This is a genomic window from Pseudomonas sp. JH-2, from assembly GCF_036231725.1.
In the GTDB taxonomy this organism is placed as follows: domain Bacteria; phylum Pseudomonadota; class Gammaproteobacteria; order Pseudomonadales; family Pseudomonadaceae; genus Pseudomonas; species Pseudomonas delhiensis.
On sequence record NZ_JAZAQP010000076.1, the window covers coordinates 1 to 21,431 of the forward strand.

The window sequence follows — 21,431 nt, forward strand, 5'->3', positions numbered from 1 at the left end:
AAGGCTTGCCCCGACATACGGGCCCGATGGAGCCGGGCTACCCTCGCGAATTCCCCCGCCACGGAGGCCCGCCCCGACAGCACGTCCCTGTGCTGATCGGGGCTCTAGCGACATCCATGTCGCATGACCTCCTGAGCGCCGGTTTCGCTCGGCCTTCTGAAGGGGCGTTCCGGTGCGCTCGGATGTTTCTCGGGAAGTCCCAAACGCCAGAGCAAAAGCGCTTTTGCTTTTCGTAGGATCGAGGGGGACGCCTAGTTCTTGCTCGCGAACCTGGCTTCCCGCGTTCGCGATAGTTCGTAGGCGTTATGCGCCCTACGCGCAATGCAAGGCGCCCGTCACAGCGCTCCGGCGCGTTTCCAGCCCAGGTAGCGGCTGACCAGTTCCGGGCCCAGCTGGCTGGGGCGGGCGTCCAGCACCGGCACGCCGTTGGCCAGCAGCTTTTCGTGCAGGCCGGCGCGGGCGTTCAGGTAGTCCAGGGCGCCGCAATAGGTCAGGGCCTCGTCGTAGCCCTGCACCGGCGCCTGCCGCAACTGGTCGAGCACTTCCTCGCGCAGGCTGGCGACCAGCACGCGGTGCTGGCGGCCTAGGCGGCGCACCGCGCCCAGCAGTTCCTCGTCGTCCTCGTCGCGCAGGTTGGTCACCAGCACCACCAGGGCGCGGCGGCGCTGGCGCGTGAGCAGGGCCTGCACGGCGGCCGCGTAGTCCGCCGGGCGCTGGCTGCTGTCCAGGTCGTACACGGCGTTGAGCAGCGCGCCCAGCTGGGCGTTGCCCTTGGCCGGCGGCAGGTGCCGCGGGCGTTCGCCGGCGAAGGTCTGCAGGCCCACCGCGTCGCCCTGGCGCAGGGCCACGTAGGCCAGCAGCAGGCTGGCGTTGAGGGCGTGGTCGAAGTGCGAGAGGTCGCCGTCCTTGCTGCGCATGTGGCGGCCGCAGTCGAGCAGGAAGAGGATCTGCTGGTCGCGTTCGTCCTGGTATTCGCGGGCGATGGGCGTGCGCTTGCGCGCGGTGGCCTTCCAGTCGATCTGGCGCAGGGTGTCGCCGTCGCGGAACTCGCGCAACTGGTGGAATTCCAGGCCCAGGCCGCGGCGCTGCCCGGGGCGCACGCCGATGCGGCTGAGCCAGTGGTCCACGGCCATCAGCTCGGCGCCGTAGATGCGCGCGAAGTCGGGGTAGACGCGGGTTTCGTCGCGCACCTCGAGGAAGCGCCGGCCGCGCCACAGGTGCAGCGGGCTGGGCAGTTCCAGCTCGCAGCGGGGGAAGACGAAGTGGCCGCGCTGCAGCGGCCGCACGCGGTAGCCGACCTGGGTGGTCTCGCCCGGGTGCAGTTCCACGGCCAGGGGCAGGTGCTCGAAGTCCATGCCCGCGGGCAGGTGGTCGAACAGCGTCACCCGCAGGCGCTGGCGGAAGCCGTGCTGCAGTTGCAGGCGCACCTCGCTCCAGCGCCCCAGCGGCAGGTTGCCGGCCAGTTGGCGTTGCAGGCGCGGGCTGGGCAGGCGGCGCAGCCACAGGGCATCGCCCAGGGCCAGGCCGAGCAGGGCCAGCAGCAGGCCCCACCACAGCTCCTGCAGCCAGGCCGGCGCCGGGCTGCCCAGGGCCGTGGCGCTGCCCAGGCCGATGGCGGCCAGGGCCAGCGCGGCGAGCAGCGCGAGCAGGACGCGCGAGGGCTTCATAGGCGCGGCGCCGGTACCTGGTCGAGCAGCTGTTGCAGCACCTGGTCCACCGACAGGCCCTCGATGTCCAGCTCCGGCGACAGCCGCACGCGGTGGCGCAGCACCGCCAGGGCGCAGGCCTTGACGTCGTCGGGGAGGACGAAGTCGCCGCCGCGCAGCAGCGCGCGGGCGCGGGCGCAGCGCACCAGGGCGATGGAGGCGCGGGGGCCCGCGCCCAGGGCCAGGCCCGGCCAGCTGCGGGTGGTGCGGGCGATGCGCACGGCGTAGTCGAGCACCTGGTCGTCGATGGCCAGGTCGGCGGCGATCTTCTGCAGCGCCAGCACGTCCTTGTCCTTGAGCAGCGGGCGCAGCGGCGCCACCTCGAGCATGTCGCTGCGCGCCGAGCGCGTCACCTGGCGCACCAGGGTCTGTTCCTCGGCTTCCTGCGGGTAGTCCATGCGCAGCTTGAGCATGAAGCGGTCCAGCTCGGCCTCGGGCAGCGGGTAGGTACCTTCCTGCTCGATGGGGTTCTGCGTGGCCAGCACCATGAACGGCTGCGGCACCGGCAGGGCGCGGCCCTCCAGGGTGACCTGGCGTTCCTGCATGACTTCCAGCAGCGCCGCCTGGGTCTTGGCCGGGGCGCGGTTGATCTCGTCGGCCAGCAGCAGGTTGGTGAAGGCCGGGCCCTTGCGCAGCTTGAACTGCTCGCTGGCCAGGTCGTACACGGCGTGGCCGGTGACGTCGCTGGGCATCAGGTCGGGGGTGAACTGGATGCGTGCGAAGGCGCCGTCGAAGCAACGGGCCAGGGCGCGCACCAGGAGGGTCTTGCCCAGCCCCGGCACGCCCTCGACCAGGATGTGGCCGCCGGCGAGCAGGGCGGTGAGCACGTCGTCGATCACCCCGGCCTGGCCGATCAGGGCCTTCTGCAGTTCGTGGCGCAGGGCCTGGGCCAGCTGGCTGGCGCGCTGGCGCTGGGCCGCCGGGTTGGCGGTCGGGGTGGCGCTGGGTTCGGGCGTCTGTTCGCTCATAGGGCATTCCTGAGGCTTTGCAGGTGGGCGACCTGGCGGGTGAATTCGGCGGCGCTCATGCGGGGCGCCGGGTAGGGCCGCATGGCCTGGCTGATGGCGCTGACCGGCAGGCGCGTCATGCGCCCGAGCAGTTGCCACTGTTCGGCGATCGGCAGGCGTTCGAAGCCCGGCTGGCGTTGCCGGGCGCGGCGCAGCACGTCGCGCTGCAGGCCTTGCACCAGGGCCACGTGGCCGCGCTGGCGGAGCAGGAAGTCGGCGCCGGCGCGCAGGTGCTCCACCAGTTGCCGGCGGGCGCGGCTGGGCACCGGTTGCAGCGGGCCCTGGCGCAGGCCGGCGCGCCACAGCAGCAGCGCCAGCAGCAGGGCGAGGGCCAGCAGCGCCTGGGGGGAGTTGCGCAGCAGCAGGTTCAGCAGGCTGTCGCCGTCGGCGCGGTAGACCAGGGTGACGGCGCTGTCCTGGGTCAGGTACCAGAGCAGCCAGGCGTTGTCGTAGGCGTCGAGGTTGGCGGTCTGCCAGATCCAGTTGTCGGTCAGCACCGTGACCAGGCCGTCGCCCAGCTGCAGTTGCAGCAGGTGGGTGGCGTCGTGGCTGTTGGCCCAGGCGTAGGCCAGGTTCTTCGAGTCGTAGAGGTGGTACTCGGTGTCGAAGCCGATGTAGGCCGGGGCCTGCTCGTTCTCCAGGTAGAGCTTGGTCAGATCCGGGTAGGCGTCGGCGTCCTCTTCTTCCTCGGCCTTGGCCGGGTCCCCTGCGGGGGCGGCAGGCTGCTCGGTGCCCTTGGGCGGCGGCACCTTGCCCGGCGGCGCGGCCTCGCCGTCGGCTTCGGGCTTGTCGGCGCTGGCGCCCTTGTCCAGGTCCTCGGTGAGGTACTGCTGGATGCCCAGCGGGTCGAGCAGCAGGTCGCCGCTCTTGCCGTCCTTCTCGTCCCACAGGCGCTCGGCGGTGACGATCAGGTGGCCGCCGCGGCGCGTCCAGTCGAGCAGGGCGCGGTTCTGCGCGGGGGTGACGTTCTCGCGGCTGCCCAGCAGGACCAGGGTGCGGCCCCGGCTGGGCAGGCCGTCGAGCACTTCCAGGCCCTTGGCGCTGTCGACCTGCAGGCCGCGGCCGCGGAGGAAGCGTTCGGCGGCCAGGTAGGGGTTGGCGCGGGCCTCGGGGGAGGCGCCGTGCTCGATCTTCTCCGGGTAGGGCCGCAGGTGCTGGTACAGGTACCAGGCCACGGCGGCGCCGACCAGCAGCACCAGCACGCCGAGCAGCCAGCGGGTGGAGCGGCTCATGCCGGCGCTCCCGGGCCGAACAGCCGGCGCCAGCCGTCGCACAGCGCCTGGCGCAGCTCGCCGGGCGGCGGGCGGTGGCCGTAGGCGAGGGCCTGCCAGTGCAGGGTCAGTTCCCGCGCGTAGCGGTCCAGCTCGGGCTGCTGCAGGCCTTCCACCTGGCCCAGCACCTCGCCTTCGGTGCTGGAGTCGCGCAGCGGCACCCGGTAGTCGTGCAGCAGGCGGCTGAGCAGGGCGCGGTAGAGCAGGCCCAGGGCCAGCCGGGGCTGTTCGTCCCAGAGCCGCTCGGCGGCGCTGGCGACGTCCTCGGGCAGGCTTTCGGGGGCCAGTTCCAGGCCGAACAGCACCGCCGGCGTCTCGCGCCGGGCCTTCTGCGGCAGGCCCAGGCGGGTGGCGAACAGGCGCAGCCATTCGCGGTAGCGCCACAGCAGCAGGACCACGGCGGCGACCAGCGCGGCCCACAGCAGCGTCTGCAGCGACTGCAGGACCAGGCCCAGCGGCCGCCAGTGGGCCAGGGCGTCGAAGAAGGCCTTGAGGTCGTCCTCGTTGCCCTTGCCGGCCTTCTCCTTGGGCGGCTTGCCCAGGCGCCAGCGGGTGACCGTCTCGCTGTTGCGGAAGGGCGGGGCGTCGAGCAGGGCGTCGACGGCCTGGCGCGACTGCTCGCTGGTCAGCTTCTGGTGCAGCAGGCGCGCGGCCTCGGGGCCGTTCGGGTCCTGGTTGGGGAGCGGGCAGCTGGTGGCGCTTTCCGCGGCCCAGGGCGCGCTGCCGGGCAGCAGGGCCAGGGCGCCGGCGCACACCAGCAGCAGGGCGTAGGCGCTGCCGACCAGGCGCTGGCGCAGGCGGCGGAACACCAGTTCGATGTCCCAGGCCTCCAGCTCGGTGCGGCGGTTGAGGTAGAGGGTGAAGCCGCAGGCCACGTAGACCGGTTCCCAGACCACCAGGATCAGGGCGTAGAGCAGGTTGGACAGGTGCTCCAGCCATTGCCAGTCGCCCTGCAGGGCATCCAGCAGGGCCTGCCATTTCCAGTCCGACAGCCACTGCTGCGGCAGCATCAGGTAGAGCAGCGCCATCAGCCCCAGGTACAGGGCCAGCTCGAAGTGCATGCCGACTACCGTCAGCCAGGTGGCGCCGCCGGCGTTGCTCTGGCCCAGCACCACCAGGCGCTGGCTGCGCGCCTGCCCGGCGAGGCCTTCGAGCTGCAGCACCGGCAGGTCGAAGCTGCGCGTCGGGCTGAAGCGCCGCCACAGCAGGCTGGGCAGCAGCTGGCGCCGGAGCAGGCCGGGGAAGGCGCGCAGGGCCTGGCGCAGCGTCGGGGTATCGGCGAACAGGGCGCGGGAGAGGATGTACAGCGGCAGGCGCTCGAAGGCCGGCTTCAGCCACCAGAAGACCAGGATGGCCAGGCTGGAGTAGTCCCACAGCAGCAGGCTGAGCAGGGCGAACACCGGCAGCGTGACCAGCGCCCAACTGGCCATCAGCAGCCCGGCGTGGCGCCGCGCCAGCAGCACGCCGAGGTCCAGCGCTTCCCAGGCGCTGCGCGGGCGGATCGCCACGCTGGCGTCAGTCAGGCGCATGGCGCTGGCGTCCGGCGAACAGGAAGTAGCTGCCCACCAGCAGCCAGAGCGCGGCGCCGACGCCGTACTTGACCGTGGCCGGGAAGCGCGTGAGCGAGGACCAGTAGCCCTCGACGAAGGCGGCGGCGAGCAGCAGCAGTATCACCCCGGCGACCAGCTGGATGGCCTTGGCCGCCGCCTGGCGCAGCGCCTCGCCGCGGCTCAGGCGTCCGGGGGCGAGCAGCGCCCAGCCAAGCTTGAGCCCGGCGGCGCCGGCGAAGGTGATGGCGGTCAGCTCGAAGGCGCCGTGGCCGATGACGAAGGACCAGAAGGTCTGCACGTAGCCGATCTGCGTCAGGTGGCCGGCCACCGCGCCTATCATCAGGCCGTTGAAGAACAGGAAGAACAGGCTGCCCAGGCCGAACAGCAGGCCGCTGGCGAAGGTCTGGAAGGCGATGCCGATGTTGTTCATCACGTAGAAGGCGAACATCTGCCAGTTGTCCCCGGCGCCGCGCTCGCCCAGCGGGCCCAGGCGCGCGGCGTCGGGGGCGTACATGCTTTCCATTTCCGCCACCCGCTCGGCGCTGAGCACGCTGTAGACCAGGTCGGGGAAGCAGTACACCAGCAGGCCCATGAACAGCAGGCTGCCGTAGAACAGCAGGCTGGCGACGGCGATGGCGCGCCACTGCTCGCGCACCAGGCGCGGGAAGCCGGCCAGCAGGAAGCCGATCAGCCGCGCGCCCAGGTGGCTGCGGTGGCGGTAGAACTGCTGGTGGCCGCGCATGGCCAGTTGCTGCAGGTGGTCGATCAGGTGGCTGCTGTAGCCGCGGTCCTGGGCCAGGGCCAGTTGCTGGCAGAGGCTGCGGTAGTCGCTGGCGAAGTCGCCGTCGCGGGTGGATTCCTCGCGCTTGCCGCCCTCCAGCTGTTCCAGGCGCTTGGCGAAGCGCTTCCAGTCGTTGCGGTGGCGTTGCTCGAACAGGCTCTGCTTCATGGCGCCAGGCCTCCGCCGAGCAGGCCGCTGGCGATGCCGGCCAGGCGCGCCTCGGCCTGTTCCGCGGGCACGCCCAGGGGCTCGGCGAGAATCCCCGCCAGTTCCTCGCGGCGCGCCGCCGACAGGCCCGCGGCGCGCTCGCTGAAGCCGGTGACGGCGCGCTGCTCGGCCAGGCTCAGCGGGCACGGCGGCAGCAGCGGCGGCACCTGCGGGACCTGCGGCCGGCTCGGCGGCGGGTCGCGGTAGATCACCAGGGTGCCGGCGGCCAGGTCGCCCAGGCGCTTGAACGCCGGGTTGGACAGGCAGGCCAGCAGGCCCAGGGTGTAGCCGAAGGGCAGGATGTCGGCGAAGCGCAGCAGGTTGCGCAGCAGCGAGGCGGACCAGCCGACCGGCGTGCCGTCGTCGTGGACCACGCGCAGGCCCATGACCTGCTTGCCGGGCGAACGCCCCTGGTTGAGCACTTCGAACAGGACCATGTACCACCAGGTGACGAGGAAGGTGAGCAGCAGGCCGAGGCCGGTGCCGAGCTGGCCGAGGAAGGCCAGCAGGATGTACATCACCAGCATCAGCAGCACGCGGATGCCCAGGTCGATCAGGTAGGCCAGGGCGCGGGCCACCGGCCCGGCCGGGCGCAGCAAAAGGTCGATGCCTTCCGGGGTTTCCACCTGGTAGCGGGTGTCCAGCGGCGGGCTGGCGGGGCGTGGTGGCGCGGCGGCGATCAAGGGCGTTGGCAGTCGCTGAAGGGAAATCCAGATGCTAGGGGCTGTTGGCGTTCCTGCGCAACCCGCTGCGTGTCGAAACGCCAAGCGCTCCGAAAAGCGCCGCCCCGGCGAGGTCGCCGGGGCGGCGCGGGGCTCAGTTGGCCGGCGGCAGCACGCCGAAGATGGTGCGGTAGAGCACGCCGATGGCGATGAAGGCCAGCGGCAGCGTCCACACCAGGCCGATCAGCAGCGGGATGGCGCTGAGCATCATGATCAGGCCGAGCGCCAGGAACAGGCCGAAGACCTTGAACCAGTGCTGGCCGACGGCCTTGCGCGAGGCCTCCATGGCTTGCCAGGGCGACAGCCCGCGCTCTACCACCAGCGGGATGGCCAGGGCATAGGAGACGCCCAGGTAGATGCCCGGCAGCACCAGCAGGATCAGGCCCAGGTAAGTCAGCACGGTGATCGCAAGGCCGGTGACGAGCAGCGGGACGAACAGGCCGAAGTAGGTGAACAGCTCGTTGATGGTCGCCGGCTGGTCGGCGGCGCGGCGGATGCCGATCATGTTCAGCCCGGCCAGCAGCGGGTAGCAGAGCGCGCCGGCGAGGACGCTGACGATGATTTGCAGCGCGCCGGGTTCGGAGTCGTGGATCAGGCCCAGCAGGCCGAGGACGAAGGCGATGACGAAGCTCAGCAGGTTGACCGCCACGGCGTAGATGATGGCCGCGACCACCAGCGTGCCCTTCATGCCCTTGACCATGTGCCAGGCTTCGCCCAGCACGTCGCCGATGCGGAAGTCATAGCCGCGGGCGAGGGCTTCCTCGATGCTGGGCGCGCCTGCGCCCGTGGGGTTGCGCTGCAGCTGGCTGGCCGGTGTCGCGTAGGGGTTCTGTTCGAGTTCCTGGTTCATATGAGCCAATCCTTGGTGATGGTGAAAGAAACCGCGCCTACACCATAACCGATAGCGAGCTTCCGGGCAGCCCATGGCGGGGTGGTAGACTGCCCGGCCAGGCCAAGGGAGAGCGCCATGACCGCCAGCATCTTCTGGTACGACTACGAGACCACCGGCATCGATCCACGCCGCGACCGCCCGTTGCAGGTCGCCGGCATCCGCACCGACGAGGCGCTCAACGAGATCGAGGCGCCGCTGAACTTCTACTGCCGCCCCAGCGACGACATTCTGCCGCACCCGGCGGCCTGCCTGATCACCGGCATCACCCCGCAGCGCCTGGAAGAGCAGGGCCTGGGCGAGGCCGAGTTCATGACCCGCCTGCACGCCGAGCTGTCGCGCCCGGGCACCTGCGTGGCCGGCTACAACACCCTGCGCTTCGACGACGAGGTCACCCGCTACAGCCTCTACCGCAACTTCTTCGACCCCTACGCCCGCGAATGGCAGGGCGGCAACAGCCGCTGGGACCTGATCGACCTGGTGCGCACCGCCTACGCGCTGCGCCCGGAAGGCATCCAGTGGCCGCTGAACGAGGAAGGGATGGTCACCCTGAAGCTGGAGCGCCTCACCGAGGCCAACGGCCTGGAGCACGGCCAGGCCCACGACGCCCTGTCCGACGTGCGCGCGACCATCGCCATGGCCCGGCTGGTCCGCCAGCGCCAGCCCAAGCTCTACGACTTCCTCTACCGCCTGCGCGGCAAGCACGCGGTGCTCGACCAGGTGCAACTGCTCAAGCCGCTGGTGCATGTGTCCGGGCGTTTCTCGGCGGCGCGCAGCTTCCTGTCGCTGGTGCTGCCCCTGGCCTGGCACCCGCGCAACCGCAATGCCCTGATCGTCTGCGACCTGGGGCTGGACCCGGCGCCGCTGCTGGAGCTGGATGCAGAGGCCCTGCGCCAGCGCCTGTACACCCGTCGCGAGGAACTGGGCGAGGGCGAGCTGCCGGTGCCGCTGAAGCTGGTGCACGTCAACCGCTGCCCGGTGCTGGCGCCGCTGGCGGTGCTGCGCGAGCAGGACCAGGCGCGCCTGGGCATCGACCTGGCGGCCTGGCGCGAACGCGAACGGCTGCTGGTCGAAGGTAAACCGCTGTGGCAGGACAAGCTGGCCGCGATATATGCGCAGGAGAACTTCGCCGGCAGCGAGGATCCGGAACAGCAGCTATATGACGGTTTTATCGGCGACCGTGACCGTCGGCTCTGCGAACAGGTACGCCAGGCGGACCCGGTGCGCCTCGGGCGAGAACAATGGCCATTCGACGATCCGCGCCTGGTGGAACTTCTGTTCCGTTATCGCGCGCGGAATTTTCCGGAAACTTTGTCTGCGGCCGAGCAGGAACAATGGCGGGAGTTCTGTCGTTGCCGACTGATGCTCGACGAGTACGGCGCGCCCAATACCCTCGCGAACTTCGAAGTGGCTTTGGCTGAACAGCTCGAAAATACTGGGCTGCAGGGCAGGGCATTGCTGCAGGAGTGGCAGGCATATGCCGCTGTCTTGCGTCAGCGTTATTGCCTTTAGTGTTCCGCGAGTTGTTCGCGGGCAATAAAAAACGCCAGCCGAAGCTGGCGTTTTCGCCTGGCGCGGGGTTCAGCCCAGCAGGGTGGCCCAGCTCTCGACGGTGTCGGCGCCCCACTTGGCCTTCCATTCCTTGAGCGTCTTGTGGTTGCCGCCCTTGGTTTCGATGACTTCGCCGTTGTGCGGGTTCTTGTATTGCTTGACCTTGCGCGCGCGCTTGCTGCCGGTGGCCTTGGCGGCACGCGGGGCCTTGCTCAGTTTGGCGTCCGGATCGAGCAGCGCGAGGATGTCACGCAGGGACTTGCCATAGCCACCCATGAGCGTGCGGAGTTTCTCTTCGAACTCCAGTTCCTTCTTCAGCTTGTCGTCCTTCTCCAGGGACTTGAGGCGCTCTTGAAGTTCCTTGATGGCTTCTTCGGTGGCGCGGTACTCATTGATCAGTGACATGTCGGGGTACCTTGTCTTGAGGTCAAGCGTGGCTGGAATATTAGTATTTCCAATAATAGTCAGGCGATTTGTTTGAGTAAACCATCAAGTAAAGTTTTCTCACTACTTAACGTAATATTTAAGTTGCCCGGATAGACGCATTGTCCCCGCAGTTAAATCCGGACGCGTCCGAATGTCCCCCGCCGGCGGTCGCGGTTTTCCCGGGCAGCCGCTAGAATGGCGGCCTTCGCGAAGTATCTGGAGCTACACCCATGCGCACTTTCCGACTGGTGATCGCCTGTCCCGACGGGGTCGGCATCGTCGCCAAGGTGAGTAATTTCCTGGCCACTTACAACGGCTGGATCACCGAGGCCAGTCATCACTCCGACAACGACAACGGCTGGTTCTTCATGCGTCACGAGATTCGTGCCGACTCCCTTCCGTTCGACCTCGACGGGTTCCGCCAGGCCTTCGCCCCCATCGCCCGCGAGTTCAACATGGCCTGGCGCATCACCGACTCGGCGGTGAAGAAGCGCGTGGTGCTGATGGCCAGCCGCGAGTCGCACTGCCTGGCCGACCTGCTGCACCGCTGGCACAGCGGCGAGCTGGACTGCGAGATCCCCTGCGTGATCGCCAACCACGACGACCTGCGCAGCATGGTCGAGTGGCACGGCATCCCGTACTTCCACGTGCCGGTGGACCCGAAGAACAAGCAGCCGGCCTTCGACGAGGTGTCGCGGCTGATCGACGAGCACCAGGCCGACAACGTGGTGCTGGCGCGCTACATGCAGATCCTGCCGCCGGACCTGTGCCAGAAGTACCGCCACCAGGTGATCAACATCCACCACAGCTTCCTGCCCTCGTTCATCGGCGCCAAGCCCTACCACCAGGCCTCGCTGCGCGGCGTGAAGCTGATCGGCGCGACCTGCCACTACGTCACCGAGGAACTGGACGCCGGCCCGATCATCGAGCAGGACGTGGTGCGCGTCAGCCACCGCGACAACGTCGAGGAGATGGTGCGCCTGGGCAAGGACGTGGAAAAGATGGTGCTGGCGCGCGGTTTGCGCTATCACCTGGAAGACCGCGTGCTGGTGCACGACAACAAGACCGTGGTGTTCGACTGAGCCACGCCGGCCGGGCGAACCTGCGATAGGAGAGCCCGGCCATGGCCGACGACAAAGCCCCCGGTAAAGCCCCCGGTACCGCCACCCCGCCGCCCACCCTGGGCGAGGGCTGTACCAGCCGTTACGACCTCGACGCCCTGAGCGAGGAGGACGGCACCGAGTTCCCCGGTGCCGCCGAGCTCTGGCGCGAGCTGCAGGACGACCGGCCGTGCCCCGAGGCGCCGCCGAAGAAACCCTGATCGACTAGCCGTATGCGGAGGTGAGCCATGCGCGCCATGGTGCTCGAACAGGTGGGCCAGCCGCTGCGATTGCGCGAGCTGCCCGTGCCGCAACCCGGCCCCGGCGAGCTGCGCGTGCGCGTGGCGGCCTGCGGAGTGTGCCGCACCGACCTGCACGTGGTCGACGGCGAGCTGCCGGCGGTGCCCCTGCCGGTGATCCCCGGGCACGAGATCGTCGGCTACGTCGATGCCCTGGGCGAAGGCGTCGAGGGTTTCTCCCCGGGCCAGCGGGTCGGCGTGCCCTGGCTGGGGCATACCTGCGGCCACTGCCCGCCCTGCACCCATGACAGGGAAAACCTCTGCGACGCGCCGCAATTCACCGGCTACACCCGGCCGGGCGGCTATGCCGAATACGTGGTGGCCGACGCGCGCTTCACCTTCGCCCTGGGCGAGGCGGGCGACGACGCCGAGCTGGCGCCGCTGCTGTGCGCCGGGCTGATCGGCTGGCGCTCGCTGGTCAAGGCCGGCGACGGCCGGCGCCTGGGCCTCTACGGCTTCGGCGCGGCGGCGCACATCGTGCTGCAGGTGGCGCGCTGGCAGGGGCGCGAGGTCTACGCCTTCAGCCGGCCCGGCGACCACGCCGCCGAGGCCTTCGCCCGCTCCCTGGGCGCCGCCTGGGCCGGCCCGTCCGACCAGGCGCCGCCGCAGCCGCTGGACGCGGCGATCATCTACGCCCCGGCCGGCGAACTGGTGCCCGCCGCGCTGCGCGCCGTGCGCAAGGGCGGCCGGGTGGTCTGCGCCGGCATCCACATGAGCGACATCCCCAGCTTCCCCTATTCGATCCTGTGGGGCGAGCGCGAGCTGGTCTCGGTGGCCAACCTGACCCGCCGCGACGGCCTGGAGTTCTTCCCCGTGGCCGCCCGCGCCGGGGTACGCACCGAGGTGCAGCGCTACCCGCTGGAGCAGGCCAACCAGGCCCTGGACGACCTGCGCCACGGGCGCTTCCAGGGCGCGGCGGTGCTGGTGCCGTAAAGGGGTGTGGCATGGTGTGGATGCCTGGCCATCGCGGACGGTACCACCGCTGCCCCACCTGTAGGAGCGCGCCCTGCGCGCGATTCGCGGGCAGGGCCCTACGACCATGCTCGACCGTAGGGCGAATAACCGCTCGCGGTTATCCGCCGCCGGCCGGAACGCCGGTGCCCGACGGCGGCGGATAACGCCGTAGGCGTTATGCGCCCTACGGGTTGCAAGGGGGCGGCATAGGAGGGGTTGAGCTTGCGATACCCAGCTGCCCCACCCGCGCCATTCCCCTGTAGGAGCGCGCCCTGCGCGCGAATCTCGGGCAGGGCCCTACGACCATGCTCGACCGTAGGGCGAATAACCGTTCGCGGTTATCCGCCGCCGGCCGGAACGCCGGTGCCCGACGGCGGCGGCGGATAACGCCGTAGGCGTTATGCGCCCTACGGGTTGCAAAGGGGCGGCATAGGAGGGGTTGAGCTTGCGATACCCAGCTGCCCCACCCGCGCCATTCCCCTGTAGGAGCGCGCCCTGCGCGCGAAATCGCGGGCAGGGCCCGCTCCTACGGTTGTCGTGAGGCATTGAGTTTCCTCGCAGGAGGACTCCGTCCGCGATACCGCCGGCAGGGCCGGCGCCTAGGCGTCGCGCTTGCGCAGGCCGACCAGGCGGCGCAGCAGCGGGCGGCCGGCCATGATGGCGAACACCGGCGCGCCCGCCACCAGGTAGAAGTAGTAGGTCACCACCCGCCAGACCAGGATGGCCGCGGCCGCGGTCGGCTTGCCCACCAGCGGGCTGAGCAGCGCCAGCGAGGTCAGCTCGGTGCCGCCGGCGCCGCCCGGCAGCAGGGTGGCCAGGCCGGCGGCCAGGGACAGCAGCTGGATCAGGAAGGTCCAGGCCCAGTGCAGTTCCACGCCCATGGCCTGGAGGATCAGGTAGAGCACCGAGAAGCGCAGCAGCCAGTGGCAGCTGGTGAGCAGGAACACCAGCGCCAGGCGCCGGCGCGGCTGCTTGAGGCTGGTGACGATGCTGTCGCGGAAGTGCAGCAGCTTGCGCGCCAGGTGCAGGCGCCGTCGCGGCCTGACGTGCAGGCGCGCCAGCAGGCGGCCGTTGGCGCGGATCACCCGGCGCTGGAAGCGCGCCAGCAGCACCACGCCGGCGAGGATGCCGCCCAGCAGCACGGCGCTGACCAGCAGCGAGGATTCCAGGTTCGGGCTCAGGCTGTGGGACAGCGTGTAGCACAGCACCACCAGCAGGGCGCTGAGAAAGAACAGCAGGTCGCTGAGCTGGTCGACGGCGAAGATCGCGCTGCTCTGTGCCGGACGCAGGCCGCGGCGGGCCAGCAGGGCCATCAGTGTCAGCGGCGCGCCGCTGCCGCCGGGGGTGGCGTAGAAGGCGAACTCCGAGGCCATGATGATGCCGATCGACTGCCGTTGGCTCAGCGGCCCGGCGCGGCCGGCCAGCAGCACGCGCAGCTTCTGGGCATTGATCAGCCAGCACAGCAGGATCATGCCGAGCAACAGCAGCAGGCTGTCCAGCGGGAAGCGCGCCAGTTGCACGAGCATCGGCCGGCCGCCCAGCACCAGCGGCACCAGCGAGGCGCCGAGCAGGGCGATCAGCAGCCACCAGGCACGGCTCATGGCCGGGCCTGCGGGCGGTTGGGGCGCGTTCCGTTCAGGGCGGGGCGCAGGGCGTTACGGCAGACGGAAATGACATTTACCTCCGGGACTGTGCGCTTCCCTCTTCTGTGGACTACCAGCTCTGGCAGGCGTTCGCAGTCGCTGAGGGGAGTCTACGGCAGCCTCGGCAGCGGCGCCCCGGTCCTTTCGTCGGTCCGGGGCGCCCGGGGCTCACGGGTGTTCGCTCTCTTTGGCGCCTTCCTCCAGCGCCTTGTTCTGCCAGCCTTCCTCGCCGGGCAGGATCAGGTTCAGGAGGATGGCGACGATGGCGCACAGGGCGATACCCTTCAGGCCGAAGTCGTCCGGGCCCGTGCCCGAGCCGATCAGCACGCCGCCGATGCCGAACACCAGTGTCACCGAGACGATGCACAGGTTGCGCGCCTGGGACAGGTCGACCTTGTGGCGGATCAGGGTGTTCATGCCCACCGAGGCGATGGTGCCGAACAGCAGGCAGAGGATGCCGCCCATCACCGGCACCGGGATGCTCTGCAGGATGGCGCCGAACTTGCCGACGAAGGCCAGGCCGATGGCGAACGCCGCCGCCCAGGTCATGATCTTCGGGTTGTAGTTCTTGGTCAGCATCACCGCGCCGGTGACTTCGGCGTAGGTGGTGTTCGGCGGGCCGCCGAACAGGCCGGCGGCGGAGGTGGCGATGCCGTCGCCCAGCAGGGTGCGGTGCAGGCCCGGGGTCTTCAGGTAGTTCTTGCCGGTCACCCCGCCCACGGCGATCACTCCGCCGATGTGCTCGATGGCCGGGGCCAGGGCCACCGGGACGATGAACAGGATGGCCTGCCAGTTGAATTCCGGCGCGGTGAACTTCGGCAGTTCCAGCCAGGGCGCGGCAACGATCTTGGCCACGTCGACCACGCCGAACACGAAGGACAGCGCGTAGCCCACCAGCACGCCGCTGATGATCGGCACCAGGCGCAGCATGCCCTTGCCGAACACGGCGACGATCAGGGTGGTGATCAGCGCCGGCATGGAAATCAGCATGGCGGTGCGGTAGGGGATCAGCTCGGTGCCGTCGCCGGCCTTGCCCATGGCCATGTTGGCGGCGATCGGCGCCATGGCCAGGCCGATGGAGATGATCACCGGGCCGATCACCACCGGCGGCAGCAGGCGGTCGATGAAGCCGGTGCCCTTGATCTTCACCGCCAGGCCCAGGAAGGTGTAGACGAAACCGGCGGCGACCACCCCGCCCATGGTCGCGGCCAGGCCGAACTGGCCCTTGGCGAGGATGATCGGAGTGATGAAGGCGAAGCTGGAGGCCAGGAACACCGGCACCTGGCGCCCGGTCACCAACTGGAACATGAGGGTGCCGAAGCCGGCGGTGAACAGCGCCACGTTCGGGTCCAGGCCGGTGATCAGCGGCATCAGCACCAGGGCGCCGAAGGCCACGAAGAGCATCTGCGCGCCGGAAATGACCTGGCGCCACAGCGGGTCATTGAATTCGTCGGCCATGGATCAGGTGTCCTTCTGCTTGGTGCCGAAGATCTTGTCGCCGGCATCGCCCAGGCCGGGGATGATGTAGCCGTTCTCGTTCAGCCCCTGGTCGATCGAGGCGGTATAGATGATGACGTCCGGGTGCGCGTCGGCCACCGCCTTGATGCCCTCGGGCGCGGCCACCAGCACCATGGCGCGGATTTCCTTGCAGCCGGCCTTCTTCAGCAGGTCGATGGTGGCGACCATGGAGCCGCCGGTGGCCAGCATCGGGTCGATGATCAGCGCGCGGCGCTCGGCGATGTCCGGCGCCAGCTTCTCCAGGTAGGTGTGCGCCTGCAGGGTCTGTTCGTTGCGCGCCACGCCCACGGCGCTGACCTTGGCCCCGGGGATCAGGCTGAGCACGCCGTCGAGCATGCCGATGCCGGCGCGCAGGATGGGCACCACGGTGATCTTCTTGCCGGCGATCTTCTCCACCTGCACCGAGCCGGCCCAGCCGGGGATCTCGTAGTTCTCCAGCGGCAGGTCGGCGGTCGCTTCGTAGGTCAGCAGGGCGCCCACTTCCTGGGCCAGCTCGCGGAAATTCTTGGTGCTGATATCGTGGCGGCGCATCAGTCCGATCTTGTGGCGGATCAGGGGATGGCGAATCTCGTGCACGGGCATGGACGGGTCTCCGGGAGGGGGCTGGCAAAAAATTGCGGTAGCGTAAAGCATCTTAGGGGCAGTTGGCAGTCGGTGCGCGACAAATAGCCGCCGGCTACCGGCTGCGGGAACCCGCCTGGCCTGGCGCGGGATTGTCGGCGACTTTCGTCCGCCGGTACTTGCTCCAGGGCAGAGGGATGGGTACCTTTGCGCACTTTTTCCGGGAGAGCCCGCCAATGTCCGTCGATCTCGCGCACATCCGCCAAGTCATGGCCGAAGCCGATTGCCTGTACAACGACGCCGAAGTGGACGCCGCCATCGGCCGCGTCGCCCAGGCGATCAACGCGGACCTGGCCGAGCGCAACCCGGTGGTGTTCTGCGTGATGAACGGCGGGCTGATCTTCTCCGGCAAGCTGCTGCCGAAGCTGGACTTCCCCCTGGAGCTGTCCTACCTGCACGCCACCCGCTACCGCAACGAGACCACCGGCGGCGAGCTGTTCTGGAAGGCCAAGCCGGAAATCTCCTTCATCGACCGCGACGTGCTGATCGTCGACGACATCCTCGACGAAGGGCACACCCTCTCGGCGATCATCGACTTCTGCCGCCACGCCGGCGCTCGCGAGGTGCACACCGCGGTGCTGATCGACAAGGACCACGACCGCAAGGCGCGCCCGGACCTGAAGGCCAACTACGTCGGCCTGTCCTGCGTGGACCGCTACATCTTCGGCTACGGCATGGACTACAAGGGCTACTGGCGCAACGCCCCGGGCATCTTCGCCGTCAAGGGCCTCTGAGCCGTGGCCGGGCCGCGCTTCCTCGACCAGGCCCTGTTCGCCGAATTGGCCGGGCAGGCGGCCGCCAACCCGCGCCGCCGCCAGCACCACAACCTGCACGCGATGGACGAGCCCTGCCACCGGCTGCTCAATGCGCTGCAGCCGGACACCTACGTGCAGCCGCACTGCCACCGCAGCCCCGACAAGGCCGAGAGCATCATCGTGCTCAGGGGGCGCCTGGGCCTGCTGGTCTTCTCCGAGGCCGGCGAGTTGCTCGCCACCCGCGAGCTGTCGCCCGAGGGCGACTGCCCCGGCGTGGACCTGCCGCCGGGCACCTTCCACGCCCTGGTGGCGCTGGCGCCGGACAGCCTGATCTTCGAGTGCAAGGCCGGCCCCTACCAGGCCCTGGCCGACGACGAGCGCGGCGCCTGGGCCCCGCGCGAGGGCGAGCCCGGCGCGGCCGGGTACCTGGCCTGGATGCGGGCGCAGTTTTCGGCCTGACACCCGCGTCATGCGGGGGCTTTTCGTAGGAGCGAGCTTGCTCGCGAACGAACCCCCGCTGCGGAATCCGTTCGCGAGCAAGCTCGCTCCTACACATCGACAAACCTCGATGCATGCATGCGTCGATATGCATTTTTGCCGATCCATTCCCCGCCTATCCTGCCGGCCTCGCTGAAACCACCCCGAGGTCACCATGCGCACCCAGCTCTACATCGACGGCCAGTGGCGCGACGCCGCCAGCGGCGCCACCCTGCAGCCGATCAACCCCGCCACCCGCGAGCCGCTGCCAGCCGTGGCCGCCGCCGGCGCCGCCGAGGTCGACCTGGCCGTGGCCGCCGCCCGTCGCGCCTTCGCCAGCTGGCGCGAGACCCGCGGCGCCGAGCGCGCGCGTTACCTGCGCGGTTTCGCCGAGCAGCTGGAAGCCCGCCGCGAGGCGCTGGTCGAGTTGCAGATGCGCGCCAGCGGCAAGCCGCGCCTGGAGGCGGAGATCGACGTCGGCGACGCCATCGCCACCTTCGCCTATTACGCCGAGTTGGCCGATGGCCTGGACGCCCGGCAGAACGCCGAGGTGGCGCTGCCCGACGCTGGTTTCCGCTCGCAGACGCGCTTCGAGCCGGTGGGCGTGGCCGGGCTGATCGTGCCTTGGAACTTCCCCCTGGTGACCAGCGCCTGGAAGGTCGCCCCGGCCCTGGCCGCCGGCTGCACGGTGGTGCTCAAGCCGTCGGAGATCACCCCGCTGGTCGAGCTGGTGCTGGGCGAGGTCGCCGACGCCATCGGCCTGCCCGCCGGCGTGCTGAACCTGGTGCCGGGCCTGGCCGACGCCGGTGCCGCCATCTCCGGCCATGGCGGCATCGACAAGCTGTCCTTCACCGGCAGCAACGCCGTCGGCCGCAAGGTCATGCAGGCCGCCGCCGCGCGCACCCTGCCGGTGGGCCTGGAGCTGGGCGGCAAGTCGCCGATCCTGGTGTTCGCCGACAGCGACCTGGACGACGCCGTGCAGTGGATCATCGCCGGCGTGTACTGGAACGCCGGGCAGATGTGCTCGGCCACCTCGCGCCTGCTGGTGGCGGAGGGCATCGCCGACGAACTGCTGGCGCGCCTGAAGGTGGCGGTGGAGGCGCTGCGCGTCGGCGACCCGCTGGCCGGCGAGACCGACATGGGGCCGATGACCAGCGAGGCGCAGTTCCGCAAGGTGCGGGACTACTTCGCCATCGCCCGCGACGAAGGCCTGGCCTGCCTGGCCGGCGGCGAGGCGGGCGAGGGCTGGTGCATCCGCCCGACCATCTACGTCGACGTGCCGGAAGACAGCCGCCTGTGGCGCGAGGAAATCTTCGGCCCGGTGCTCTGCGTGCGCCGCTTCCGCGACGAGGCCGAGGCCCTGCGCCAGGCCAACGACTGCGACTTCGCCCTGGCCGCCACCGTGGTCAGCGCCGACCTGGCGCGCGCCCAGCGCGTCGCCGAACATCTGGAGGCCGGCCACGTCTGGCTGAACTCGCCGCAGGTGGTGTTCCCACAGACCTCCTGGGGCGGCGGCAAGGCCAGCGGCATCGGCCGCGAGCTGGGGCCCTGGGGCCTGTCGGCGTTCCTCGGCGTCAAGCACATCACCGCGCCGCGCTGACGATCGAGGCATTCGGTCCCGGGGCCAACGGCGGATAACCGCGAACGGTCATGCGCCCTACCTGCCCCGCCCACATCGTTCCCCTGTAGGAGCGCGCCCTGCGCGCGAATCGCGGGCAGGGCGCGCTCCTATTGCGCCGAGGTGCTCTTCGTAGGAGCGAGCTTGCTCGCGAACAAATGCGGTGCCATGCGGTTCGCGAGCAAGCTCGCTCCTACGGGAAGCTGGGATGCCCCGGCGCGATTCGCGGATGAGATCCCTAGGGCAGGGACACGCCATGCACTGCGCAAAGGTCCTCCACCAGCGCCTGCAGGGCCTGGTTGTGCCCCGTGTCGTCGCGCAGCAGCAGGCTGTGCTCGATGCCGTAGCCGAGCCGCCCGGCGAGCAGCGGGCGCATCTCGCCCAGGTCCACCCAGCGCTGCGCATAGTGCGTCGGCAGGTAGCCCAGGTGGGTGCCGGCGCGCACGGCGTGCACCACCGCTTCCATGTTGCCGGCCAGCGCCGTGCTGCGCCGCGGGTCGGCCGGCAGCTGGACGTCGGCCTGGGCGTGGCCGTACTGCACCCAGGCGCAGGCCTCCAGGTCGGCCTGGCTGGGCGCCTCGTGGCCGAAGAGCGGGTGCCCGCGGCCGCAGAACACCGCCACCCGTTCGCTGTACAGCGGGCGGTAGCGCAGGTTCGGCAGATGCCGGCTGGAGCAGGCGATGGCCAGGTGCAGCTCGCCGCCCAGCACCTGGCGTTCCAGCTCGGTGGAGGAGCCGATGGACAGCTGCAGGCGTACCTCCTGGTCGCGCCGGCCGAAGCGTGCCAGGGCCTCGTGGATGCGCGCATCGGGCAGGGTGGCGATGTTGTCCGCCAGGCCGATGCGCAGCTCGCCCACCAGGCGCCCGGCCAGGGATTGCACCTGGTCGCGGAAGTCGCCCAGGGCGGCGAACAGCGCCTGGCCGTGCTGCAGCACCAGGGCGCCCTTGTCGGTCAGGCGGAAGCCGCTCTTGCCGCGTTCGCACAGGCGGTAGCCCAGGCGCGTCTCCAGGCTGGCGATGTGCGTGCTGATGGTCGACTGGCCCATGCCCAGTTCGCCCTGGGCGGCGGAAAAGCCGCCGCAGCGCACCACGGTGGCGAAGATGCGCAGCAGGCGCAGGTCGAGGTCGGAGACGTTGTGCAGCATGGGGCTCCTGCATCCACTTCGTGGCATGTGAATGGGCGAATGCATCGAATGTTATCAATGCATCGAAACCCTCACCAAGTGCCTGTACGAGTGCCGGCGGCCCCGTGCTAGAGTGCCGGACGAGTTTTCCCGCGGGGTTCACGATGACGTTGCGCCACCTGTTCTGCCTGGCCGTCCTGGCCTTCTCCGGGCCGCTGTTCGCCGCCGATGCGCCGGTGGCCCATGCCCAGTTCCTGCCGCCGGACGACAACAACCTGCGCGGCGAGGCGCCGGAGCAGCAGCAACTGCTGCAGGTCACCGAATACAGCGTGGTGCTGGGCAACCAGCGCCAGTCCAACCAGCAGCCGATCCCGATCACCACCCCGGCGCTGCTGCGCCTGAAGGGCAAGCCGCTGAACAAGGGCGGCGCCGTGACCCAGGTGCTGATCAGCTTCGACAGCGAAGGCAAGAGCCTGAAGAAGCCCACCTACGACGCCGCCAGCCGCACCCTGAGCCTGTCGTACCCGGCCGCGTCCTACACCCAGCTGCTCGACCTGCTGCGCCACGGCCCGGTGTACTGCCAGTTCCTCAGCTACCCCAACGGCCACGTCTGGGCCGACCTGCACAGCGGCGCCGTGCGCCTGCGTTGAGCCGGCGCCCGCAGCGGGGTTACACTGCCCGCCTTTGGTGACGGCCGGGCCGTCGACTGGTGCCGTAGAGAGAAGCGAGCGATGCGTAAAGACAAGAAGCAGGTGATTGGCGAAGAGATCGGCGACGAGTCGATCAAGCTGTTCCTCGAGGTCGAGCCGGCCGACGATACCCCGCCGTCGCTGCACAAGCTGATCAAGGCCTACCGCGGCCTGCGCATCGACGACTTCGAGCGCTTCGTGAAGTTCTTCGTCGAGGCCGGCTACGACCTCGGCGCCAGGGATGCCAAGGGCCAGGACTTCGTCGCGCTGATCCGCGACCAGCGCCAGGCCGAGCCCTACATCGAGGTGATCGAAGCCGCCCGCGGCTGATCGGCCTCGCTGTGAAGAAGCCCGCCGCGTGCGGGCTTTTTCGTGCCTGATGCCTGGCCCCGCAGGGTGGGTGGAGCGAAGCGATACCCATCGCCATGGCCGCATGGGTTTCGCAAGTGTTCTGCCGGGACACATAGGTAACGCTTGTCGGGACACATGGGTAACGGTTTTCCCATGGTCATTCCGGCTGCCTG

The 21,431-nt window shown here is 69.7% G+C and carries 21 protein-coding genes; 9 read left to right on the plus strand and 12 right to left on the minus strand.

Features of this window, described 5'->3' with window-relative positions; all coding sequences use genetic code 11:
* Nucleotides 1–335: 335 nt before the first annotated feature.
* The 7 genes from VV867_RS29440 to VV867_RS29470 all read right to left on the minus strand — a co-directional run bounded on the left by VV867_RS29440 (nt 336) and on the right by VV867_RS29470 (nt 8,094).
* Nucleotides 336–1,667 carry a DUF58 domain-containing protein gene (locus tag VV867_RS29440; RefSeq protein ID WP_109933222.1) on the minus strand — a complete coding sequence of 444 codons (1,332 nt, stop codon included), beginning with the start codon at nt 1,665–1,667 and terminating at the stop codon, nt 336–338.
* A complete protein-coding gene (locus VV867_RS29445) occupies nt 1,664–2,674 on the minus strand; it encodes an AAA family ATPase (protein ID WP_109933221.1) in 1,011 nt (336 codons plus the stop codon). Before VV867_RS29445 ends, VV867_RS29440 begins: the two co-directional genes overlap by 4 nt.
* Nucleotides 2,671–3,945 (minus strand): DUF4350 domain-containing protein, encoded by a 1,275-nt coding sequence (locus VV867_RS29450; protein WP_328568299.1) that lies wholly within the window; start codon nt 3,943–3,945, stop codon nt 2,671–2,673. Before VV867_RS29450 ends, VV867_RS29445 begins: the two co-directional genes overlap by 4 nt.
* The gene (locus VV867_RS29455) at nt 3,942–5,513 is read right to left on the minus strand and encodes a DUF4129 domain-containing protein (protein ID WP_328568300.1); all 1,572 of its coding nucleotides are present in this window, start codon (nt 5,511–5,513) and stop codon (nt 3,942–3,944) included. The genes VV867_RS29450 and VV867_RS29455 overlap by 4 nt, the downstream gene beginning before the upstream one ends.
* The gene (locus tag VV867_RS29460; RefSeq protein ID WP_328568301.1) at nt 5,500–6,483 is read right to left on the minus strand and encodes a stage II sporulation protein M; all 984 of its coding nucleotides are present in this window, start codon (nt 6,481–6,483) and stop codon (nt 5,500–5,502) included. The genes VV867_RS29455 and VV867_RS29460 overlap by 14 nt, the downstream gene beginning before the upstream one ends.
* Nucleotides 6,480–7,232, minus strand: a complete 753-nt coding sequence (locus VV867_RS29465) for an RDD family protein (protein WP_371921124.1) — start codon at nt 7,230–7,232, stop codon at nt 6,480–6,482. The genes VV867_RS29460 and VV867_RS29465 overlap by 4 nt, the downstream gene beginning before the upstream one ends.
* 106 nt (nt 7,233–7,338) lie before the next feature.
* The gene (locus VV867_RS29470) at nt 7,339–8,094 is read right to left on the minus strand and encodes a hypothetical protein (RefSeq protein WP_328568302.1); all 756 of its coding nucleotides are present in this window, start codon (nt 8,092–8,094) and stop codon (nt 7,339–7,341) included.
* Nucleotides 8,095–8,211: 117 nt separating this feature from the next.
* Between VV867_RS29470 and sbcB the strand changes: the two genes are divergently transcribed.
* Nucleotides 8,212–9,645: an exodeoxyribonuclease I gene (sbcB, locus tag VV867_RS29475; RefSeq protein WP_109933217.1), complete on the plus strand. Its 1,434-nt coding sequence runs from the start codon at nt 8,212–8,214 to the stop codon at nt 9,643–9,645.
* A gap of 69 nt (nt 9,646–9,714) precedes the next feature.
* Here sbcB and mvaT read toward each other — a convergent pair whose 3' ends face one another.
* Nucleotides 9,715–10,089 carry a histone-like nucleoid-structuring protein MvaT gene (mvaT, locus tag VV867_RS29480; RefSeq protein WP_074982273.1) on the minus strand — a complete coding sequence of 125 codons (375 nt, stop codon included), beginning with the start codon at nt 10,087–10,089 and terminating at the stop codon, nt 9,715–9,717.
* A 251-nt stretch (nt 10,090–10,340) separates the two neighbouring features.
* Here mvaT and purU point away from each other — a divergent pair, with 251 nt between their 5' ends.
* The 3 genes from purU to VV867_RS29495 are packed head-to-tail and all read left to right on the plus strand — an operon-like array spanning nt 10,341 to nt 12,442.
* Nucleotides 10,341–11,192 carry a formyltetrahydrofolate deformylase gene (gene purU, locus VV867_RS29485; RefSeq protein ID WP_109933216.1) on the plus strand — a complete coding sequence of 284 codons (852 nt, stop codon included), beginning with the start codon at nt 10,341–10,343 and terminating at the stop codon, nt 11,190–11,192.
* A gap of 41 nt (nt 11,193–11,233) precedes the next feature.
* Nucleotides 11,234–11,431 (plus strand): hypothetical protein, encoded by a 198-nt coding sequence (locus tag VV867_RS29490; RefSeq protein WP_328568303.1) that lies wholly within the window; start codon nt 11,234–11,236, stop codon nt 11,429–11,431.
* Between the two features lie 27 nt (nt 11,432–11,458).
* Nucleotides 11,459–12,442 (plus strand): zinc-dependent alcohol dehydrogenase family protein, encoded by a 984-nt coding sequence (locus VV867_RS29495; protein ID WP_328568304.1) that lies wholly within the window; start codon nt 11,459–11,461, stop codon nt 12,440–12,442.
* Between the two features lie 620 nt (nt 12,443–13,062).
* Here the strand turns inward: VV867_RS29495 and VV867_RS29500 are convergent.
* The 3 genes from VV867_RS29500 to upp all read right to left on the minus strand — a co-directional run bounded on the left by VV867_RS29500 (nt 13,063) and on the right by upp (nt 16,206).
* On the minus strand, nt 13,063–14,064 hold the full coding sequence (locus tag VV867_RS29500; RefSeq protein WP_328568305.1) for a lysylphosphatidylglycerol synthase transmembrane domain-containing protein: 1,002 nt from the start codon (nt 14,062–14,064) through the stop codon (nt 13,063–13,065).
* 210 nt (nt 14,065–14,274) lie between these two features.
* Nucleotides 14,275–15,564: a uracil-xanthine permease family protein gene (locus VV867_RS29505; protein WP_089389727.1), complete on the minus strand. Its 1,290-nt coding sequence runs from the start codon at nt 15,562–15,564 to the stop codon at nt 14,275–14,277.
* Between the two features lie 3 nt (nt 15,565–15,567).
* Nucleotides 15,568–16,206 carry a uracil phosphoribosyltransferase gene (upp, locus tag VV867_RS29510; protein WP_089389726.1) on the minus strand — a complete coding sequence of 213 codons (639 nt, stop codon included), beginning with the start codon at nt 16,204–16,206 and terminating at the stop codon, nt 15,568–15,570.
* 215 nt (nt 16,207–16,421) lie between these two features.
* On the opposite strand from upp, the gene VV867_RS29515 reads away from it, so the two are divergent.
* From VV867_RS29515 to VV867_RS29525, 3 genes are all read left to right on the plus strand, one after another.
* Entirely contained in the window at nt 16,422–16,979 is a 558-nt protein-coding gene (locus VV867_RS29515) for a hypoxanthine-guanine phosphoribosyltransferase (protein WP_009615834.1), read from the plus strand.
* Nucleotides 16,980–16,982: 3 nt separating this feature from the next.
* Entirely contained in the window at nt 16,983–17,459 is a 477-nt protein-coding gene (locus tag VV867_RS29520) for a WbuC family cupin fold metalloprotein (protein ID WP_089389725.1), read from the plus strand.
* A 193-nt stretch (nt 17,460–17,652) separates the two neighbouring features.
* Complete coding sequence (locus VV867_RS29525) at nt 17,653–19,077, plus strand: aldehyde dehydrogenase family protein (RefSeq protein WP_328568306.1); 1,425 nt, start codon at nt 17,653–17,655, stop codon at nt 19,075–19,077.
* A gap of 256 nt (nt 19,078–19,333) precedes the next feature.
* Here the strand turns inward: VV867_RS29525 and VV867_RS29530 are convergent, their stop codons facing one another.
* Nucleotides 19,334–20,239, minus strand: a complete 906-nt coding sequence (locus tag VV867_RS29530; protein WP_328568307.1) for a LysR family transcriptional regulator — start codon at nt 20,237–20,239, stop codon at nt 19,334–19,336.
* A gap of 143 nt (nt 20,240–20,382) precedes the next feature.
* On the opposite strand from VV867_RS29530, the gene VV867_RS29535 reads away from it, so the two are divergent.
* Together VV867_RS29535 and VV867_RS29540 are read left to right on the plus strand one after the other, a co-directional pair.
* Complete coding sequence (locus VV867_RS29535; protein ID WP_089389722.1) at nt 20,383–20,868, plus strand: hypothetical protein; 486 nt, start codon at nt 20,383–20,385, stop codon at nt 20,866–20,868.
* Nucleotides 20,869–20,949: 81 nt separating this feature from the next.
* On the plus strand, nt 20,950–21,237 hold the full coding sequence (locus VV867_RS29540) for a PA4642 family protein (RefSeq protein WP_089389721.1): 288 nt from the start codon (nt 20,950–20,952) through the stop codon (nt 21,235–21,237).
* Nucleotides 21,238–21,431: the final 194 nt, after the last annotated feature.

What these genes read in the sequence shown, in the direction of transcription:
- VV867_RS29440 (WP_109933222.1), bottom strand. Translation starts at nt 1,667, where the DNA reads ATGAAGCCCTCGCGCGTCCTGCTCGCGCTGCTCGCCGCGCTGGCCCTG.
- VV867_RS29445 (WP_109933221.1), bottom strand. Translation starts at nt 2,674, where the DNA reads ATGAGCGAACAGACGCCCGAACCCAGCGCCACCCCGACCGCCAACCCG.
- VV867_RS29450 (WP_328568299.1), bottom strand. Translation starts at nt 3,945, where the DNA reads ATGAGCCGCTCCACCCGCTGGCTGCTCGGCGTGCTGGTGCTGCTGGTC.
- VV867_RS29455 (WP_328568300.1), bottom strand. Translation starts at nt 5,513, where the DNA reads ATGCGCCTGACTGACGCCAGCGTGGCGATCCGCCCGCGCAGCGCCTGG.
- VV867_RS29460 (WP_328568301.1), bottom strand. Translation starts at nt 6,483, where the DNA reads ATGAAGCAGAGCCTGTTCGAGCAACGCCACCGCAACGACTGGAAGCGC.
- VV867_RS29470 (WP_328568302.1), bottom strand. Translation starts at nt 8,094, where the DNA reads ATGAACCAGGAACTCGAACAGAACCCCTACGCGACACCGGCCAGCCAG.
- sbcB (WP_109933217.1), top strand. Translation starts at nt 8,212, where the DNA reads ATGACCGCCAGCATCTTCTGGTACGACTACGAGACCACCGGCATCGAT.
- mvaT (WP_074982273.1), bottom strand. Translation starts at nt 10,089, where the DNA reads ATGTCACTGATCAATGAGTACCGCGCCACCGAAGAAGCCATCAAGGAA.
- purU (WP_109933216.1), top strand. Translation starts at nt 10,341, where the DNA reads ATGCGCACTTTCCGACTGGTGATCGCCTGTCCCGACGGGGTCGGCATC.
- VV867_RS29490 (WP_328568303.1), top strand. Translation starts at nt 11,234, where the DNA reads ATGGCCGACGACAAAGCCCCCGGTAAAGCCCCCGGTACCGCCACCCCG.
- VV867_RS29495 (WP_328568304.1), top strand. Translation starts at nt 11,459, where the DNA reads ATGCGCGCCATGGTGCTCGAACAGGTGGGCCAGCCGCTGCGATTGCGC.
- VV867_RS29500 (WP_328568305.1), bottom strand. Translation starts at nt 14,064, where the DNA reads ATGAGCCGTGCCTGGTGGCTGCTGATCGCCCTGCTCGGCGCCTCGCTG.
- VV867_RS29505 (WP_089389727.1), bottom strand. Translation starts at nt 15,564, where the DNA reads ATGGCCGACGAATTCAATGACCCGCTGTGGCGCCAGGTCATTTCCGGC.
- upp (WP_089389726.1), bottom strand. Translation starts at nt 16,206, where the DNA reads ATGCCCGTGCACGAGATTCGCCATCCCCTGATCCGCCACAAGATCGGA.
- VV867_RS29515 (WP_009615834.1), top strand. Translation starts at nt 16,422, where the DNA reads ATGTCCGTCGATCTCGCGCACATCCGCCAAGTCATGGCCGAAGCCGAT.
- VV867_RS29525 (WP_328568306.1), top strand. Translation starts at nt 17,653, where the DNA reads ATGCGCACCCAGCTCTACATCGACGGCCAGTGGCGCGACGCCGCCAGC.
- VV867_RS29530 (WP_328568307.1), bottom strand. Translation starts at nt 20,239, where the DNA reads ATGCTGCACAACGTCTCCGACCTCGACCTGCGCCTGCTGCGCATCTTC.
- VV867_RS29535 (WP_089389722.1), top strand. Translation starts at nt 20,383, where the DNA reads ATGACGTTGCGCCACCTGTTCTGCCTGGCCGTCCTGGCCTTCTCCGGG.
- VV867_RS29540 (WP_089389721.1), top strand. Translation starts at nt 20,950, where the DNA reads ATGCGTAAAGACAAGAAGCAGGTGATTGGCGAAGAGATCGGCGACGAG.